An 18,421-nucleotide genomic window follows, 5' to 3' on the forward strand; every position below is an offset into this window, starting at 1 on the left:
ATTACTAATATATAATATTGAGAGCAAGGTATTATTAACTGTACATTTTTGCAACCGCAGTACCGAGAGCTGTCAGTTTATAAACGATACGGTTGTATGCACCACCAGCGGAACGTTTTCTCAATCCCCCCTTAATGACGAGACCTTTTTTAATCAAGGCACGGATAGAAAACTGCATTGACTGCTTTGTCGTTTTGTAAGGCAGCATTTCCAGTAATTCATCCATATCAACCGGATTCTCTCTTTCCATTCCGATCCATACAGTGCGGATAATCATTTTTTGTTTTTCAGTGACGTCCATGTTGTATTCCTTTCTACAAAATCATTTTTAAGCGTTCTAAATCCATTCCTGAGCACACTTCTTGATTATCAAATGCCAGAAGTGGTATTTCACTCGGAAGTGCTTTCCCGAAGTCTGGGTTGCGATATGCGCCATACAACGGGGTTGTAAAGCTGAGGTTGTGAATTTCCTTGAGTAATTTCACAATCGCTTCTTCGGTTATTAGCGTGTCAAGAATGTCCTGAATAGTTGTGCCACGATTACGACCCGCTTTCGCCAACGACGAATTCTTGTGGTAGTTGGCAGCCAGATCAGCCAGTGCTCGGCGACGGCGTGTTTCCGTCATGGCAAACAGCTCACCCACGATTGCCTCGGTATCACCGGCATCCGAACGGAAGTGACGCTGATAAACCCGCAATGCGCTTTCGTAGGTTTTCGGACGCTCCGGCCGAATAAATTCAAACCCGGCTTTCATGGCAAACGGATTGTATTTACTCATAGAGGATTGAATCTCAATGATCGGCTTATCGTGCATACGGGAAGCGATATTGATTAACCGGTAACTGATTCCTAACCCACGATAAAGAGTGTCAATCACACAACGACTTATCACTGCAAAATTGGCATTCACATACTTACCCCAATACTGATTCGCCACCGTTGTATTGGTTGTTGGTTTCAGCTTAGGAAACATTCGGTGACGCGGTGCAAGCAATAGCTTCGGATATGCCATCACGACAACACCAACCAGACGGTCGCCAATCGTGCACTTGTAGTAACACGGTGCAAATGGCTTACCGTCAGTCTTGTAGTGAAGTGATTTCAGTTCATGCCAGTCTTCAATCGTGCCTTTCGACACAACCATTTCCTTCATAAAATCGAGGTGTTTCGGAAAGAACTCAGCCTTATGGCGTTGAATCACCGTACCGCCCATGCTCAACCCTCCGTCGCGTAATCAACTTTCACACGCTCTTTGTAGTGTTTGGTGATAGTGATGCTCGGACGTAAGGCGTTGATCAGGTCTTCATGAGTGGTGGCTACCATCACGGTAGCGCCAATTTTACGCGCCGCTCGCTGGAAGTTAGAGGCAACAGCTTGTGCAGTTACACGGTCTAATACCGCCCCGAATTCATCCGCCGCCCACACGTTCGCACCAGACTCGATCAGTTTTGCGATTTTTAATCGGTAACGCTGTCCATCAGACATCTCGGATGGCTTGCGAATAAACAAGTAGGCATCGTTGAGTCCTGACATCGACAACAGACTTAATGCCTCTGCGGTTGTCTTTCCGACCTGATCAATGACGTTTTTATCGTCATCAAAGGTAATATCATCAATGGATGCAACAGTTTTTCCTTCCTCTTTCATCAGGCGTTGCAATTCACGCAAGATCACCGATTTACCTGAGCCTGATTGCCCTGTGATATAAACAACCTCCCCCTGATCTATTTTGACTGGCAGATTGTCGTATAAAGTGAATTGCTTATCATCCATGCCTAAGCCGAAAGATTCCGCTACTTCGAGTGTGCGAGTAGTTTTAGTGACACGGGTATCAAATGAAACGTTAATCAGATAGTCGTTCATGACTGCTCTCCGTACATTTCCTGAGAAACTTTATCTGCAAACGCCAGAAATGCGTCCAGACCCTCTTTTCCCGTAGTTTCTTCCATGTGGGCGAGTAAATCCCCAACGATAATTGCGGAGCTGGCAGGGATGGATTTAAAGCCCATTACGTCACTGAGACGAACGTCTTCTTTTGCGACCTCACGAGTGATCTCGTCGTGTTCTTCTTTCTGACGATCGGTTTCCAGTGACAGGTCAGATACCAAGTCGTCGGTAGCCATTGAGCCAGCCATATCTTCAACCAGAACACTTAATTCACGCTCAGAAAAACCGTATACGTCTACGTCGTTGTCGATCAGCCCTTTCAGTTCCTCTTGTAAAAGCAATGCGTCATAATCAGTGCTGGATAAACGGTTATCTTCGAGTCGTTTAGCCGCGACTTCTTTTGCGTTGAGATCGTCACGAATAATGACGGGTACTTTTGCCAGACCTGCAAAAATTGAGGCTTCGGTACGACCATGACCGGTGATAATCACCCTGTCTTTATCAACGGTGATAGGCTGATCGAATCCACGCTTTTTAATCGCTTCTGCGAGGTCTTTAATTTGCTGCTCGTTGTGCTTTTTCGCATTTTTTTCATACGGAATAAGCGTTCGCGGGTCTAAATAGATAATCTCAAATTGCTTTTCCATCAGCGCACTTCCTTATATTTTTCAGCAATCACCAGCAGAGCCTCACCAGCATCTTCCATTTTGTTACCGGTCTTAATGGCTTCGTCACGGATCACTGCCGCAATAACGGCTTCGATTGTTTCTGCCGCTTCCGTTGCCACTTTGAAACGCATGGTTTGGTAGGCGCTTGTCTCGCTTTTTTCAGCACGTTCACGCAGGGATTCAGATCCGGATTCATCCATCCCAGTTCCGGTACCCATTTCACTACTTAACGCCTCTAACTCACGAAACGCAGCTTCGGTTGAAATGGTTGGCATAATATCTTTGAGAATGTCGTCAATAGGAGCAAGGTCAGCAAAGTTGTAGGAGATATCAGCCTGAATTTCCTCCAGCAGTCGGGCGAAACTTTCAGCATCGTCTTCACCGTATCGCTCGTTATCGATAACTGAGATTTGTTTTGCAGTGGAATCATCGATCACGCCTAAATTGGCAATCATGATGGTCGGCATTTTGAGTTCTACAGCGATTCTCCAACGATGCTCGCCGCCCAAGATTTCGTATTTGTCGCCAACCTCACGAACAATGACAGGCTTGAATAAACCGAGTCGTGTTACTGACTCTTTGAGCTTATCCATATTCATCAACGGAACGCTGTTCGTATTCCAGCCGTTAGGAACAAGTAGCTCCGTCTTTACCTCTAAAAATTTAGTTTTACTTTCCATTGTGTTTTTCCCATACTTTTCCATAAGTATTTACTTACAAAGTATAATGATTTTTTTATAAAACATAAGGTCTTATTCATGGATATCGTTATTGCATACAACGCAGTCAACGCATTAGTTAGCAAAAATGCCGACGAAAGCGTATTGCGTTGTGTTCAGGATTCACTGAACTATGAGGTGGATGGAGCGCAGTACAAATCGAGTGGATGGGATGGCAAATCAACGATGTTCAACTGGTCTACCCGCAGTTTTCCATCTGGTTTTGTTCAGGCTGTAAAAAGTAAGCTGGAAAAAGCCGGCCATCGGGTTTTACTGCAAAGGAAACCGATGATTGAGCCATTGGGTCAGCCAAATCCAAAGATAAATGACTTTCCTTTCAACCCCGATTATCTGTATCAGGATGAGACGGTTGAGAGGATGGTCAAAATGGGCGGAATGATCGCCCAAATCGCTACTGGTGGTGGAAAATCCAACATTGCGTGTAAAGCCGCTGCCAGAATCAATCGATTGGGTCTGTTTATCACCACGCGATCAGTGCTGATGCACCAGATGAGAGCCAACTTTCAGCGATCTATTGATTACCGCGCTGAGAATGGAGAACCTCACCTTAAAGGTGAGAAAGTTGGCATCATCGGTGACGGTTTATTTCACTTTTCACGTCATATCAATGTCGCAACTATTCAAACACTAACCAGCTTTCTTGATGAGTACCCACGCTTTGTTGAAAAGCTACCACCGAAAGGTAAATCGGGTAAAAAACTACACCCAACCAAAGAAGAACAGCGGAAAGAGTGGGAAAAAAAACGCAATTTTCATTATCGCAGACAAGCCGCCGTCAAAATGTTGCTTAGAGAGGCCGCATTACTGATCCTTGAAGAAGCGCACGAATCTTCCGGTAACTCGTTCTATGATATTTCTCGTATGTGCATCAACGCTGATTATCGCTTGGGGCTGACAGCTACGCCATTTATGAAAGATTCAGCGGAAGCCAATATGCGTTTAATGGCGGTGACCGGTTCTATTGGAATCAAGGTGTCTGAGAAGTATTTGATCGACAGAGGCATTCTAGCTAAACCATATTTCCTATATTTGCGAACAGACTACACGCCGGATGAGGTAAATATCAGTAATGACCTGAAAGAAACCGTTGGAAATACCCGTCTTGGCAGAACCTCGCCTTATGCCAGAGCCGCGAAACTCGGTATCACATACAACCTTGCCCGCAACAGTCTCATTGTTCACCAGGTGAAGAAAATGGTCAGTTACAACTTGAGCGTGATGATACTGGTTAAATTAACCCGTCACGGTGACATCTTAAAAGAAATGCTCGAAAGCATAGGTATCAAGGCTGAATTTATCTTTGGCGAAAACAATCAAAAAGAACGTATGGCACAACTCGATAAACTGCGGAACCGGACGATTGATGTGCTCATCGGTTCAACCATACTCGATGTCGGGGTGGATGTGCCGGGTGTGGGCGGTGTTATTTTGGCTGGTGGAGGAAAGGCAGAGGTTGAATTACGTCAGCGTGTCGGTCGTGGATTACGTAAAAAAACAGATCAGACGAATATCTGTTTCGTAGTTGATTTCTTAGACTACTCAAACAACAAGCTATTAGAACACTCATTTGAGCGCCGAAATATCATTCGTGAAACAGACGGGTTCCATCAAGGTATGTTGCCGGAAAGCGGTGAATTCCCTTTTCACTTACTTACCAAATAGCTATAATTTTAAAAAAGGTATTTTTCTAAAGGTATTTTATGATAAATAAAACAAAAGTGGTTCAGTTCAGAGCCACACCTAAGTCACATGAGAAGTTGGAGCAGTTAAAAGCCAGACTTAAAGAAAAAGGTGTCAAGCCGAGTATCGAGCTGATGCTGAATACCATCTTAGAAAATATGACACTGACTGATTTTGACAAATCAACAAAAGCTCTTGTCGAGGCAAGTAGCGTAAAAACACGGCTGCTCAAAATGTTCAAAGATGGTCGCATTACTCAGGAAATGCTTGATACATTGCTTAAAAACGCGGAATCAAACGAAGTAAATTAAGCCGTCAAATACTCCTTTTTCCCCTTTGTTATCGTCCTATGATCCGCTCCGTTCACACAACACAGCAAAACGGAGCGAGCTATGTCTAAAACTATTTTTGCCAATGATTTAAAAAAACTTTCTTTTGTTAAAAACATACAAATAACAAAGAACGCTAACTTCTGGTCGCCAGAAACAACACAAAGCTATCGTGAAGGGCAAAGATATGCGGCTGAATTTGCTGATTTATTGAGAAAGTACCCACACACAGCTAGTGCAAATTTACTCGCACGTACACTTTTGGATATGGCATCTGATTTAAAGCAGAAGTCACCTACCGCACTTGGGTTTATTGGTCTTATTGAGCATATTTTAGTAAATACCGATGTATCGGCTAAATCTATTAGTGAGTTAGTCCGACAATTCGTTGAATCTGACAATCTGTCAAAAAATATCATTTCCGATCTGTCAGACCTTGAATCGTCAGATGCGGGTGTTGAAAAATGCTATGGGCGGCTTGAAATGTCAAAGATTCTTGGTATTACACCTTACCGGCTTAAATCGCTGCTTGAGAGTCTTAATTGGATAAAGGTATCTGACGGCGGAGCAACAAAACAGTCTTTAAGGGATGGATTTATGAAACTTGATACCAGTAGCGATAATATTAAACCGGTAGTGACTGAGAAAGGCTTGGCGATGCTAAAAAAGGTGGCTTTCAAGTAAGGCTAAGGGGTGGAAAACCACCCCTGTATTATTACAAGCAATCAATTTAACGGGGGTTGTTCAGTATCAGGATTAGATTCCTCAATCGCCCTTTTGATTTTTCCATAAAGCCTTGTAACTCTGTCTAATTCCTTATTATATCGGTAACCATCTTTATCAATTGCATTTTGTGATCGAAAAGTTTTGAATCTTATTATCGGATATGAAGAATTCTTGATATAAATATCCACACCTAAGGAGTTAATTTTATTCATTGATACCGTTGTTGTTTTACTTTTGCTTGATAGTCCACCTAAAATCGCACCTACTCCGCCAGCAATAGCAAAACCTGTAACCCCTCTAAGCAACGCATTATTGGTCGTTACTGAGTTTGCAATTGTAACGTCACCTTCTTTTAACTCAACACCTACAATATCTGAATAATCAATCGTGCTCACTGATATTTTCTTTCTTATAATTCCTTTAGCAATAGCCAATCTTTTACCTTTAGAGTCAAAAGCAATAGCAACACTATTATCATCACTTATATAACATCTAGGAACACCTACCGAATCGGCTATTTTTTTTCTAACCAAATCTGCCGTCTTCGCTTCATTTGAGTAGAGTACATAGAGTGAGATAATCATAACCAATAAACCGCAGAGAAGAATTATTAAATAAATCATTTTAGGTTCTCTTTATTATTCAAATACAGAATTTTTTATTTCAGTTGAGATGTCGGTGTCACGAATCAATGAATCGCCGCCATTAGCACCTAAGAAAATTGTTTTTACTCTAAAAACATTAACTGAATTTGGTTTTATATTAGCGATCAATGTCTTCGCAAATGAAAAGCAACCAGATCCACTTAGAAATTCACCGAGAATATATTCACCAGAGTTCACATTTAAAGTCACTTTTTCACTTGGCATTAATTCAGCAATTCTTACACCTTGAAAGAAAATGTTAGACACACATGCTGAATAAACTACACCTGCATCCCTCTTGATGATTATTGTGCTATCACCACTGGTATTATCCCTACCTTTTTCCCAATACATTCTCTCAACAGGTACTTCTTTTGACGCAGAGGCGTTTAATCTATTAGAAGAACACCCAGAAACTATAATAGGTAGCAGCATCGCCAATAATAGTTTATTTTTCATTCATTTTTTCTCTTATAATTTTCGGTGCAGAACCATCGACTACAGCTATTGTAAAGACATTTGAGGAATTTGGTAATATCTTTACCGTCAGTGAACTAATAAGCGAAGCACATAAAGCACTTCCGCTTAAATATGTAGTTAATGTGTAATTACCGGGAAGCGCATAAAAAGTGGCCTTTTCTCCAATTTCCAGTTCAGCAACTTTTATTCCATTAAGCTGAATATCTTGTATACAACCTGAGCCAACAAAACCTCGATCTCTTTTTACAATGATCTGACTTTTTGCCCCTTCATTGCCCTTGTCTGATTCCCAAAACATCCTATCTGCCGGCACTTCCTTTGATGCAGCAACGTCAAGCCTTGTGGAGCTACAACCAGAAAGCAAACTAGAAATAACCAGAATAGATGGCAAAATTACCCTATTTTTCATACAACTTCTCTCTTATTGATAATGATTCTTATTGTATGTTTGTGTAAGTATTCACTGCAAGAACAAACACCCGATTATTACGTATCTCTTGCTGTTAAGTCTTTGGTATAATGACTAAATTGGAAAAGTTGAATAAAAATGAGCGCAGAATGAACAGCGAGTTACCTAAAGTAGACATTACATATGGCACAAAAAGGCACGGTGAACGTACCTACAAGGATTTCAAGTTTTTCGTCATATCTGCAACTAAAGGTATGTATTCGGTTGATGTTACTACAATCGGTGGTGATAGATTTAAAAGTAACATTATTAAGTGCAATAACAGAAATAGTGTCATTGTCTTCTCTGACCGACGAATGTTGTTTTGCCAGATAGCAACTATTACTCTTATACCTCGACAGGAGGTTGAGGTGGTTGACTCAGTGGCGCAATTTTTTGATAAATCAACTTTACCTAAAACAAAAACATTTCATCTTATTCTTAACAAATCCCATGCCGTAGAGAAACATATAGCGGTATTTATGAAAGATGGAAAAATTTATAAGGGTGAGAAATCAAACCACGACTACGATTCTCTACAACTTTTGAATCAAGATGGTGGTTTGGTGCTTTTAATGTACGACGCGGTTAAACGTATCGTTCCTTTTGAGTCTGACGGCTCACTTGCTGAGTAGATTGCGTTTAATATATTATTACGCCTTATTGTATATATAAAAATAAGGCGTTGTATGCACAAGAATACGTTTGTTTCCACAAAAACACTAATAAATTTTATGAGAAACAAATATGGCGAAGAAGTTTCTTATACAGGTAAGCCTAGAGAGACTAAAGCTTTTGGCTTCTACACTCACGAAAACCCTACTACTAGATTTTACAATTCTCCGACACATCTAAAAAGCTATGTTTACATCAAAGAATCTTTAGGTGTAAAAGAAAATACCCCTTTTAGGGTTGTAATTTATCCGTTTGATAGAATAATTCAACAAAAGCTGGAAAATATCCCTGCTGCTAAAAATAATCTTATCGCATTTAATCATTCAATATTAGGAATGAAAACAGTAAAAAGCACTGGTTATGTTAAGTTCACAACCTCTACTCCAAATACACCATTTGGTATAGAAGTCGCTATTTTCGACGTCAATGGGTTGGAGCAACTCATCACATTTATCAATAAATTACATGATGGCGCTACTGTGACTCAAGCCGCTTACCCACCTTCTTCAAAATCTAAAATTAATTAGTTATCTCTCACATTATTACCTTGATCGTGATTTAGTCACGATCAAGGTATGTTATATTTGCGGTGAAATCTATATAAGGTTGTTTGTACATCTATCTGTCATTTTTCCCATCGTCACATTATCCCACCAGAAAATTCTATTTATCCACCTAATCTACCTTCACATCCGACCGGATATAATATCAATTTTCAACCCATTGGAATGTATATAAGGCTGAATGTTGATTAAGAGGATTTATTTAGGGAGCACCTTCCGATAACCAAGTATTTTTTCTAAGACTTTTGTTTTTCTTATATACACAAACAAATATGAAAATATTAAAAAAACACTTGAAATAATTTTTAAAAAATTTATTATAGTTTCTATCGAGTGAGACAACACTTAAAAACAAAGTTTTAAAAGCGCATAAGCGCATTACACTAAGGATCTATATCATGGCTCAATTATCAAAAGCTCTCGTTATCTCTTCCGTTTCTTCTATTGCTTCACTGTTAGAGACACAATATAACGATATCAAACAACGCTTATCTGATGTTGCTAACTTATCCAGTAAAGAAAAAGCAGACTTACAAGCAGCCAGTACAAAAGTAAAATACTTTACTGGTTTAGCGTATTTAATCTCAACTAACGAAAAAGCGGTTTCCGCACTGTATTACATTGTTAAAAATACAAAAGCAGAGCCAACGGATTTATTAAAAGAAATTGCTGTTAACTCTTATAGCTTAAATAAATTTGGCTTTATTATTAGTAGTATTTCCAATGGATTTTATAATTATGATTTATCAGATATGAGCGCGTCAAATATCATGGCAATCTTAGATTTTATTACTACTGATAAAACTAAGTTCACGATGCGCCAATATCGTGATCAAATGACTTCTCACAAAGAAAAAGCAGACAAGAAAGCAGATAGTGGATTTACACAAACAAACCAAGCGCTAAAATTGTGTGAGCGTTTGGGTATTGTGTCTTACACTAGCGGAAAGATTAGCTTGGGATATGGTGAATATAAAATCAATTCAGAAAACGATTTAGTTAAATATTTAAAATCTGTTTTTACCAAAGATAAAGAGACTCAAAAAGAATTAGATCTTGCTATCGCTGAATAATCAATCTCTTACTCTATCGAATCCGCTAACAGGTAGCGGATTTTTTGCTTGTTTTCTGCTACTGGTAACACGTCAAACGATCCTCACTATAACGCCACCAATCAGACTATAAACGCTTTTAAATCCTTTCTTATGCAAATCCACCAACTACCATACAGTAAGCGCTTAGAATCGTTATGATAACGTTTAATCTCTTTCTATCTGTCTTTACTGGCAATATTAAACGACACAATCAATCATAAGAGCGAATAAAATCTATTTTGAGACGTTTTAAACATTAAGATAGCAAATCCTATTATCAGTAAGTAAAATCGCTTAGAATAAGAAATATTATCGATTTGGTGCCCCAATGCTGCCGATCTGTTTTCCTATGAATTTTTAGCATAATAAGCCAATATAATCATCATTGGTATAGTAACTCAATATAATTACTATTGATATAGTAACTCTGTAAACTATTAGTCCGCGCTGATTATCGCCTAATTTTCAAATTCTTCGCCTCATGCGTGATGCGACCCTTTCCCCGTTTCCCGAATCCAGCCGTTTCCCTTTTCCCGTAGGCAGTCTTTCTCTCCTTTCCTCCAACATGTTGCCTTTTCTTCCCGTAGGTGCGATTCGGCTTCCCGTAGGGGTAAACTGGCACCCAAAAAGTCCCGCTTTTACACTGGACTCTTTAGGGCGGAGAACCGCAGTTACACAACACACACAACGTTACAGAACAAACAAATTACGGCTAAAATCTTTGTTTAAAGTAAACAAGTCGTTCCCATTTGAATAAATCGGCGTTTTATCCAGTAGGTAGAATGTAAGTGACAACTTCTCACAAGTTGATGGATGCTTATAGGTTTCACGTTCTCTTCGTATCTCATTAGCGATACGCATCTTTAGGCGTAAATGATGACGATTTTCTTCGATTTGTTCAGCAATTTTCTTGTCCAACTCAAGTTCGTGTTCAAGTGCATCATGATCGACAAATCGGTTTTGAGCGTTGCTATGACGATTAAATGCGTTAGAGCGCATATTATTTACTCCGTTTGGTTATTTATCTTGTTATCTTAATGATGTTATTTTCACACATTGGATAAGGCGAAAAAGCGATAAATGACGGGCGTAAAAGATAATGCACTTCGTGTTATAGGCAGATAATTACCTAACACAAACACTCAGTTAAGCATCGGCGTAAATTGCGGTAAGCCAGTCGATAGCCGGGCAAAAAGAGGTCTATTGCCTACGGGAAAGAGGTGGGTAAAAAAGCCGCTACGAGAGCGGCAGGAGAATGGCAATAGCCTAATATTATCTTCCAATGGACTTCCCTGTAATCACAGCATTTCAAATAGAAAAGCGGATCTTCCATTTTATCCGCCAATAATTCTTTATTTCTCCATTTTCTCTTGGGCAGTTTCCATAATCGCCCATTGAGTTAATGTGACCATTTCACTAATCGCTTTATTGCGTTCCGATATTGGGTAATGTTTGGCAATTGCTGTAACATATTTGCCACCCTTCCATTCTTTACGAGTTAGAGCAATCCGCGTATCAATAAGTTTGCCATCTGCTTTGCGATAGATTTCTTCTTCTGCCAACTCAAATTGAGCATGTCCCACTTCCACCTGCATGATAATTTCAACAAGTTCAATTTCACGAGACTCGTTTGGGAAAATCATGTTTTCAGAATTCATCAAGCTCTTAGCCATACTGCGTTCCTTAATTTGTACTTTGTCGTTTTGATGGAAGTATTTTGCCAGTAGCAAATAGGCGAAAAAGCGGAAGCAGTAGGGATGATGAAAAGATAAATGGCGTAGTTTTTATTCTACGCCCCGAAAGTGTCAGACTATTGGCCGCTATTTACCTACATCTACCGTAGGTTCTTCAGTCGGCTTTTCACCTAAAAGCGCCAATACGTTTTCCGGCAGATGTAAAGTCGCATCCATATCACCCAGTACACGCAGGCCAAACATGCCGATCCACGTTGAGCTATTCAGACCGCTTTCCAGCACATCACTTACTTCGACCATCAGGCTTTTAAATTGGCCTTCTACGTCTTTGCGATAGTGTTCGATTACCTCTGTACAAAACTGATCGTTACCACGGCTCAATCGGATAATACCTAAATCAAATTTCTGACTGCGATCTTTACCGGTGATACGTTTGAATGTGGTGGTGGTAACTTCTTCGCCAGTGGCACGATCACGGATAATGGCCGTGATTTCTGCAACTTTCTCACCAGCCGCTCCGTTCTTGCTGGAGGAGTAGTACATATCGAAAACGAGATTTGAGCGGTTAATCTTTTCCATGACAATTATTCCTTGTTACCCAAAGTCCATTATTGGAATGATTATCTTAACTTCTACATTTTGTTATTCAAGTTGTTTTCTTGTTTATTTATTTCCGTAGGTGGCTAATAGTAAAAATAATGGGGAGTCTTAACCCCACTCTTACTTCCCTAATGTTGATGCAATATTTTCATTATCAATTACTTATTTGTTATCAATTACTTATTTGTTTCGTTTTCTTAATTGACTTATTATCAACCATCGGAAACGGCAGAAAAGCAAAACAACAAGGCTGGTGGAATTGGTTAACGGTACGATAGAGCAACCCGTGCCGCAGGGAACCTCAGACAAAAAGTCCATACCGATTGCCGCGCGATATTGCTTCGCTACGTAACTTCCCTTAGATGTAATATTGACTACGGGTGTATTGCTACGGCTACATGCGTACCGCTTCTTTTCTCAGGTCGCAGCAATACACCGCCCTCATCACATCGCCGCCCGAAATTTTTAGATAGAACCTCTCCGCCGTTTCTCATGTCAGCCTGTACCGCGCCGCAGTCTTTCTCCGTTTCTGACCTGTGGTCGTTTCCCGTAGGTAAGAATCGATCTTTTCCTCATGTCCCGTAGGCGACCGTAGGGGTGTTTCGGATGGCCGGATCACTGTGGAGAATTTCTACGGGGAAAGTACGCGCCCGTTTCGATTTTCCGTCTCTTATACTTCTACTGTTTCTACTGTCCTTTATTACTGGTACTCCTCTACGGCTCTTCTACGCATCCGACTACCTATTACATGTAACCGTGATTGCTTCTCTTACATTTCCTACCTGTGTTATTACGATTGATTGTCTACTGTCTTCTCTCTGATGATTGATATGTCAAGAGTGTCCTTATTGCTTCCTGTAATGTCCGATATCGTTCTTACTGTCTTACTGGTGTGATTGATTTTATTTTGGTTATTGTTCTTATTCCTTTTGTTCCTTCGAATGTCTTATTGTGGTTATTTTTTTCTTTCTATTCATTATGAAATATTAGATATTTATCTTATTTGGTTATCTGTAACTTTCTCTTATTGTTTTTGTTTAGTTGATGATGTGGTGGCTATGTATTCCTTGCTGTAATGGTTGACGTGTGGGTTTTCCCTTTGAATTGTTGCTTCGGTAGTTTCTCTTTGTCCGCTTGGTTTGACGTGTTGGAAAAGTGGCTGGCTTGTTCTTCTCTCTGATAACCTGCGGAAGTTAGGTTGCCTGTTAATCTTTGATTGGCTGCCTAGTGGAATTAAGTGAGGTATTTGCCTGCTATGGGTAGGTGGGTTTTCTTAGTATTTGATTTGCCGGAGTGTTGTGTTGTGTTGTGTTGTGTTGTTTTCTTCTCTTGTTCTGATTTGGTTGGCCGGTTAGGTAATTCAGCTCGGATGTTTTGGCTCTCTTTCAAGGGAGTTTGGTGGGTTATTGTATTGAAATTAATTACCACAGCTTGCTTCTCTAATTCTTTCGTCGGTTTCGATTCTGATTATTAAATTGGGTCACAGACTTGTAAGAATGGGTTTGCAAATAGATCAACTTTTTCGCGTTCAAAAGTCGATTTTTTGTTGACTATTCGTTGATCTAATGCATTAGATTCTCAATTAGATATATCTAATTGATTTTATTAATTAAATTACATTAAAAAATGTTTAAAAGTATGATCAATTCACACTTATAGAAAACGTCAACAATGATGCTTGTTTTGTCACCATTATTTACGTCATTTCTACCAATCTGGTGATTAATATAAATTCCTTATTGATGTTGTTTCTTAGTTGAGAAAGTGACCCGTGGGATATACAGAATGATTTATGTATATCCCACTCTTTCCTTATAAAACTTTAAATTCGGTCGATGGTAAATACTTTTACCATCACACCAGTATCTTCAAACTCATTGCTGTACGTGGCGCATTCTTCAACCTTAAACTGGCTTTCATCGATCCATTGCATACGCTCACTACCAGGCATTACCGCCACGCAACGACCACCAGCTTTAAGGTGTCTTATCGCTGCCTCTACATGTGTTTTTGCACGTCCCTCTGAATACGGTGGGTTCATGGCAATTTTATCAAACATTACACTGGCGTTTTCGTCTGACCATTTCAGAAAATCTGCGTTAATAGGTGAATAGCCTTTTGACTCAAGTATCTTGCAGAACAACGGAGCCAGTTCGATACAGGTCGTTTGTTGTGGTGCATCAATAAATGTCAGTAAATCACCACGACCGGCGGACGGTTCAAGCAGTCGGTCACTGTCTTGTAACTCAATAAGGTCAGTGACTAACCGTTGTAATAGCTCTGGTGTCGGGTAGAACTGATAAGTCTTCTGATCCGGCAAACAGCGATTTTTGAGCACAAAGTCTCTTATCTCGCAGAATTCATACGGAAAGCTCCAGCGGCTATCACTGTTATCTCTGACACCGCCGAGTTTACGCATGATGCCGACATACTGTTTCTTCGTTTCGCCAGTGCTGTTTTTCCAATGGTAGCCAAAACTGCTGTACACACCTGTTGATTTTTCAGGTTTATCCATAGCAACAATAAGATTCGCCACATCTTCGTCGACCGGAATCAAAATCTCACCAAACTCTTTAGCGGCACGTTTATTTTTCGGCGTTGAGCGGAATTCTGTCGGAATAGCGTAAGGCAGTGATGCAGCCAGTACCTCATTCAGTTTCCATGCAACGTCAGGGTGAATTTCAATATGCAGATTGCCGTTCATAAACATTTTTATACGGAGAAGATTGCCGTCGATAGGCACCCATTTACCAAAATTACGTGTAGCTGTAGAGGGGTCTGCTCTGTAAACATCACTCAGGACAGTTGCCAGACGCTCAACGCGACCAAATCGACCGTGCGCAAAGAATCGCAGAACGACCCGTAGATCATCAATAGAGTCTTCCCGGTAGGTTGACGTTGAAACCGAATTACTCCAAAAATCACTAATCACATTTGTCAGGATCAACCTATCTGAAAAACCGTAGCTTTTGTTCGTTTTGTGCTTCGGACTCAACGCACAGAATACACCGTACACACGTTCATTCAGGTACATATTGCGGTCGTTCAGTAGCCCCAGCAAAGTTGGGATCACTGAATCCTCACTGAATTCAGGAACGCCTACATATTCTGTCACCGTTCTCATTCTGCCGGCAGTATAAGGATCTGGTTTATCAACCTTAACTTTTCCCTCGATAAACTGCTCACGCCATTCATCACGGAGTCTAGCCGGCATCAGTTGCAGAATATTGGTCATATCAACCACCCGCTGCCAGTACTTAGCTCTCAGGTTTCCTCGAACGTAATCGAGGTCAATACTGTGGGGGATTCGGTACACACCGTGGTTTCCTTCGCCAGGCTTGGCACCGTCATCAAGAAGCTGGTTAATCTTTGAAACACGATCACCCGAAAACAGAATGGAATGAAGCAATTCGCGCTCAGTCACATCACGATGATACTGACCGATAACATCACGGATCTGATTTATTTCCTCGCGGAAAGCAAGGTCTGATTGCTGGAAATGTAGTTCAGTAGTAGAAGCGACTAATGCCGTTGTCATTGTTTTCACCATTATATAAATAACTTCATTTTCTTAATGATATTATTATCTAATTTATAAAAAGGTGAACAACAAATTAACAACGGCAATTGACTATTCAGCGATCAAATCCTTTGTGACCGCTTTTAATTTGTTCAAATCTATAACACCGTAAGCATGGCCTAATCGCATGGCAACGTTTGGCTGACCTTTTAACAAGAGCCATCCCATCGCACCAGCGCAAAAAGATTCTTTGCCAGACGCATGATAAACATGGTCGTCGTCATAATAACCACCCGTTGAGAACGTGGTTTTATGGCATTGGAACACTTTCTGATCATCTTCAAATAATCCTTGCTTAATTGATTCAAGTCTTCCCTCTGCAAGTTCAATTCCGTTCTTTTTCAGGAAAGGGCAGTTGGTACATGGCTGTTTTACAGCAAAAAATTTTCTTAGGTTCATCGTTTTTCATTTACCTTCCCGCGAATAAGCCTCTGACATACGACTTTTGCCTTTTCGCACATTACAATGTCGAACATTGCAAAATGACAGTAACGTGGCTCGATACTCAACTGTTCGGCAAGCCACTTATAGGCTTCAGCTCTCGATATTTTTCCGTTATTTTGTAACCGAATAAAATAAGGCTTACTCTTCTTTCTCGCCTCTCGTATCTCCTTTGTTGCAAGCGTGCCCAAAGGGATAGAGGTGAAAGGGTGCATCCCAACATAAGCACCACAACCTTCACACAAATAAACCCACGGCCATTTGCCGTACTCCTTGCCGTAAATGCGACTATTGTTGGCAATCGATACCTTACTACAGCAGTGACAACAGCTTTCAGGAACGGCAATAACATCTTTTACCCTTTGGGTAGCTTTGCGGCTTGGATTCCACGGAGTCTTAATTGTCATTCTGCCTCCTCTTTTTATTTTCAATGTTAATAATCTCATCGTTATTTACCCTCTGTTTCCATGCTGCTATTGCCTCGGCCTCGTCAGTCCTAGAAATAGAAAAATGACAACTCCAGCACTCTACAGACTGCCCACCTTTGAACCCAACAATAGCCAAATTACTGCCGCCACCACATTTAGGACATGGTGAAATTTCTGCTATCTCTTCCATTATTCCCCCTCCAATAGCTCATCCGGGATATCAATCTCGTCGCCCAACATGGCCGTCACTAGTGCTCTGCAAAATGCAATTTGTATGCTATCGCCAGAAGACAACATCATCATATCGATGCCATTTACAGGTTTACCATACGCGAATGAGCGCCATGTTTTTCCCGTTCCATCCTGAACCAGTCCAAACGATTTACAGTATTTATCTATCAACTGCCCGCACTGCTTCCAATTGGTAGATGGTGAATATTTTTGAGATTTTGCCTGAGACTCAACGCATATCTCACCGCAAAAGCCAACCGTAATAACGGGTTTCTCAAATGCCGCCACTGTGACGTTATAATTACCAATCCATCCATCTTCATCATCACTGGCACGACCACATATATAAATATCCATGCCAATCGCCTTAGCTACAGAAAAATCCAACGCACGACCTATTAATTCGTTTGTTTTTAGTTTCATTCTGCGATCTCAACTCTATTAATTTTTATGACATAATTATTATTATCCCTTACCTACAACCCCTTTATCCATAAGTTCACCAAAACCTATCGTTCCTTCACTCATTCTTTTTTGTATAACTCGTTTTTCTAACCAATAAACTTTAAATGTAGATTTACTTGCCTTACATGTTATTTCCAGACCTTTCTGAGCCACTTTAGTTACATCTTCATCACATTGTTTATTTCTCACTACACTTTTAAATCTCTCATGTCTAATATCGTATTCATCATGGTAATTTTTCATTAACTCAAACACGGTTGATGTTTTTTTCATAATTATATCCAATAAAGTAATATTTTTATTCGCCTCATAAATGCAATTTATAAAAAAGGCTGTCAGTTTTTACTATTTCTGACAACCTCATGATATTCATCACTACTTTATTCGTGCTTAACTTATTTATTTTCGGTTAGAGCAATGAGCGCCTTTGCATGAAGTTCAGCGGATTCGCGGTCAAGATGGATTAGACCGCGTTTTAATCTGATTTCATCGTATGGTAATCCATACCATTCACTACATTCATATAAAAGACTATCGAATCCCAAAATAGGATAATAATATACTTTTCCATGTCCTAATTGTTCTCTTTCTGGCTCAGGAACATCGATATTGCCAATTATGATAACTTTTTCTCTAAATTTATATTCTTCGTCGGGATCGAAATCAAATGATTCATGAATATCTACCCAGAGTTCTTTTGTTACATCACCCTCGGTATAATGACAATCAAATCGCTGAAACCATTCCCACCATTTAGCGTTTGTCTGTGCAATTTCGGCTGCTTTCATCATTAGATCTGCATGTGGGTGTTTAGACATTATTTATCCTCACTAATTCTTGTGACCTTCAATTCATCAGCGACTCGTTGCAGCTTTTTCTTGGATTCTTCATCGAGGCTGTTGTGGAAAGCAATAATATCTTTTAATTGTCTTACTGAATCCCCAAACAAAATCTATGGTCTTCCCCGTTTTTGCAACACTCATTTTGATGTATGGTTGGCTTGCTTAAATCTATCCGGCGTCTCTATGAGTATGGATACCCGCGCCA

The 18,421-nt window shown here is 40.2% G+C and carries 24 protein-coding genes; 6 read left to right on the forward strand and 18 right to left on the reverse strand.

The features are described from left to right. Positions 1-34: 34 nt before the first annotated feature. From PSI15_RS14425 to PSI15_RS14445, 5 genes are read right to left on the reverse strand one after another with little or no spacing between them, the layout of a single operon-like run. Entirely contained in the window at positions 35-301 is a 267-nt protein-coding gene (locus PSI15_RS14425) for a hypothetical protein (protein ID WP_273584112.1), read from the reverse strand. A gap of 13 nt (positions 302-314) precedes the next feature. Next, on the reverse strand, positions 315-1,214 hold the full coding sequence (locus PSI15_RS14430; RefSeq protein WP_273584113.1) for a hypothetical protein: 900 nt from the start codon (positions 1,212-1,214) through the stop codon (positions 315-317). A 2-nt stretch (positions 1,215-1,216) separates the two neighbouring features. After that, the gene (locus PSI15_RS14435) at positions 1,217-1,864 is read right to left on the reverse strand and encodes an ATP-binding cassette domain-containing protein (RefSeq protein ID WP_273584114.1); all 648 of its coding nucleotides are present in this window, start codon (positions 1,862-1,864) and stop codon (positions 1,217-1,219) included. Continuing rightward, positions 1,861-2,535 (reverse strand): ParB N-terminal domain-containing protein, encoded by a 675-nt coding sequence (locus tag PSI15_RS14440; protein ID WP_273584115.1) that lies wholly within the window; start codon positions 2,533-2,535, stop codon positions 1,861-1,863. Before PSI15_RS14440 ends, PSI15_RS14435 begins: the two co-directional genes overlap by 4 nt. Continuing rightward, positions 2,535-3,236 carry a ParB/RepB/Spo0J family partition protein gene (locus PSI15_RS14445; protein ID WP_273584116.1) on the reverse strand — a complete coding sequence of 234 codons (702 nt, stop codon included), beginning with the start codon at positions 3,234-3,236 and terminating at the stop codon, positions 2,535-2,537. Before PSI15_RS14445 ends, PSI15_RS14440 begins: the two co-directional genes overlap by 1 nt. Before the next feature lie 78 nt (positions 3,237-3,314). Here PSI15_RS14445 and PSI15_RS14450 point away from each other — a divergent pair, with 78 nt between their 5' ends. The 3 genes from PSI15_RS14450 to PSI15_RS14460 all read left to right on the forward strand — a co-directional run bounded on the left by PSI15_RS14450 (position 3,315) and on the right by PSI15_RS14460 (position 5,989). Then, entirely contained in the window at positions 3,315-4,958 is a 1,644-nt protein-coding gene (locus PSI15_RS14450; RefSeq protein WP_273584117.1) for a DEAD/DEAH box helicase, read from the forward strand. 38 nt (positions 4,959-4,996) lie between these two features. After that, a complete protein-coding gene (locus tag PSI15_RS14455) occupies positions 4,997-5,287 on the forward strand; it encodes a hypothetical protein (protein WP_273584118.1) in 291 nt (96 codons plus the stop codon). Between the two features lie 81 nt (positions 5,288-5,368). Further along, positions 5,369-5,989, forward strand: a complete 621-nt coding sequence (locus PSI15_RS14460) for a hypothetical protein (RefSeq protein ID WP_273584119.1) — start codon at positions 5,369-5,371, stop codon at positions 5,987-5,989. A gap of 41 nt (positions 5,990-6,030) precedes the next feature. Here the strand turns inward: PSI15_RS14460 and PSI15_RS14465 are convergent, their stop codons facing one another. Genes PSI15_RS14465 through PSI15_RS14475 form a run of 3 tightly spaced genes read right to left on the reverse strand, consistent with a single transcriptional unit; the run spans position 6,031 to position 7,564 of the window. After that, complete coding sequence (locus PSI15_RS14465; protein WP_273584120.1) at positions 6,031-6,654, reverse strand: hypothetical protein; 624 nt, start codon at positions 6,652-6,654, stop codon at positions 6,031-6,033. A gap of 15 nt (positions 6,655-6,669) precedes the next feature. Continuing rightward, positions 6,670-7,134 carry a hypothetical protein gene (locus tag PSI15_RS14470; RefSeq protein WP_273584121.1) on the reverse strand — a complete coding sequence of 155 codons (465 nt, stop codon included), beginning with the start codon at positions 7,132-7,134 and terminating at the stop codon, positions 6,670-6,672. Beyond that, the gene (locus tag PSI15_RS14475) at positions 7,124-7,564 is read right to left on the reverse strand and encodes a hypothetical protein (protein ID WP_273584122.1); all 441 of its coding nucleotides are present in this window, start codon (positions 7,562-7,564) and stop codon (positions 7,124-7,126) included. The genes PSI15_RS14470 and PSI15_RS14475 overlap by 11 nt, the downstream gene beginning before the upstream one ends. A gap of 149 nt (positions 7,565-7,713) precedes the next feature. On the opposite strand from PSI15_RS14475, the gene PSI15_RS14480 reads away from it, so the two are divergent. The 3 genes from PSI15_RS14480 to PSI15_RS14490 all read left to right on the forward strand — a co-directional run bounded on the left by PSI15_RS14480 (position 7,714) and on the right by PSI15_RS14490 (position 9,914). Beyond that, positions 7,714-8,238, forward strand: a complete 525-nt coding sequence (locus PSI15_RS14480) for a hypothetical protein (RefSeq protein WP_273584123.1) — start codon at positions 7,714-7,716, stop codon at positions 8,236-8,238. Positions 8,239-8,292: 54 nt separating this feature from the next. After that, positions 8,293-8,805: a hypothetical protein gene (locus PSI15_RS14485; RefSeq protein ID WP_273584124.1), complete on the forward strand. Its 513-nt coding sequence runs from the start codon at positions 8,293-8,295 to the stop codon at positions 8,803-8,805. A gap of 434 nt (positions 8,806-9,239) precedes the next feature. Continuing rightward, on the forward strand, positions 9,240-9,914 hold the full coding sequence (locus PSI15_RS14490) for a hypothetical protein (RefSeq protein ID WP_273584125.1): 675 nt from the start codon (positions 9,240-9,242) through the stop codon (positions 9,912-9,914). 711 nt (positions 9,915-10,625) lie between these two features. Here the strand turns inward: PSI15_RS14490 and PSI15_RS14495 are convergent. The 10 genes from PSI15_RS14495 to PSI15_RS14540 all read right to left on the reverse strand — a co-directional run bounded on the left by PSI15_RS14495 (position 10,626) and on the right by PSI15_RS14540 (position 18,192). Then, on the reverse strand, positions 10,626-10,934 hold the full coding sequence (locus tag PSI15_RS14495; RefSeq protein ID WP_273584126.1) for a hypothetical protein: 309 nt from the start codon (positions 10,932-10,934) through the stop codon (positions 10,626-10,628). A gap of 353 nt (positions 10,935-11,287) precedes the next feature. Beyond that, complete coding sequence (locus tag PSI15_RS14500) at positions 11,288-11,608, reverse strand: hypothetical protein (protein WP_273584127.1); 321 nt, start codon at positions 11,606-11,608, stop codon at positions 11,288-11,290. A 147-nt stretch (positions 11,609-11,755) separates the two neighbouring features. Then, positions 11,756-12,208 carry a hypothetical protein gene (locus PSI15_RS14505; RefSeq protein ID WP_273584128.1) on the reverse strand — a complete coding sequence of 151 codons (453 nt, stop codon included), beginning with the start codon at positions 12,206-12,208 and terminating at the stop codon, positions 11,756-11,758. A gap of 1,843 nt (positions 12,209-14,051) precedes the next feature. Continuing rightward, complete coding sequence (locus PSI15_RS14510; protein ID WP_273584129.1) at positions 14,052-15,767, reverse strand: DUF4942 domain-containing protein; 1,716 nt, start codon at positions 15,765-15,767, stop codon at positions 14,052-14,054. A gap of 93 nt (positions 15,768-15,860) precedes the next feature. After that, complete coding sequence (locus PSI15_RS14515; protein WP_273584130.1) at positions 15,861-16,208, reverse strand: hypothetical protein; 348 nt, start codon at positions 16,206-16,208, stop codon at positions 15,861-15,863. Further along, positions 16,205-16,657 (reverse strand): zinc-finger-containing protein, encoded by a 453-nt coding sequence (locus tag PSI15_RS14520; RefSeq protein WP_273584131.1) that lies wholly within the window; start codon positions 16,655-16,657, stop codon positions 16,205-16,207. Before PSI15_RS14520 ends, PSI15_RS14515 begins: the two co-directional genes overlap by 4 nt. Next, positions 16,647-16,868: a Lar family restriction alleviation protein gene (locus tag PSI15_RS14525; RefSeq protein WP_273584132.1), complete on the reverse strand. Its 222-nt coding sequence runs from the start codon at positions 16,866-16,868 to the stop codon at positions 16,647-16,649. Before PSI15_RS14525 ends, PSI15_RS14520 begins: the two co-directional genes overlap by 11 nt. Next, positions 16,868-17,332 carry a phage protein NinX family protein gene (locus PSI15_RS14530; RefSeq protein ID WP_273584133.1) on the reverse strand — a complete coding sequence of 155 codons (465 nt, stop codon included), beginning with the start codon at positions 17,330-17,332 and terminating at the stop codon, positions 16,868-16,870. The genes PSI15_RS14525 and PSI15_RS14530 overlap by 1 nt, the downstream gene beginning before the upstream one ends. Positions 17,333-17,374: 42 nt before the next feature. Next, positions 17,375-17,647 carry a hypothetical protein gene (locus tag PSI15_RS14535; protein WP_273584134.1) on the reverse strand — a complete coding sequence of 91 codons (273 nt, stop codon included), beginning with the start codon at positions 17,645-17,647 and terminating at the stop codon, positions 17,375-17,377. A gap of 122 nt (positions 17,648-17,769) precedes the next feature. After that, on the reverse strand, positions 17,770-18,192 hold the full coding sequence (locus tag PSI15_RS14540) for a hypothetical protein (RefSeq protein WP_273584135.1): 423 nt from the start codon (positions 18,190-18,192) through the stop codon (positions 17,770-17,772). Positions 18,193-18,421 lie beyond the last annotated feature (229 nt).

The sequence above is a fragment of the Xenorhabdus sp. PR6a genome (assembly GCF_028599065.1).
Classification (GTDB): Bacteria; Pseudomonadota; Gammaproteobacteria; order Enterobacterales; family Enterobacteriaceae; genus Xenorhabdus; species Xenorhabdus doucetiae.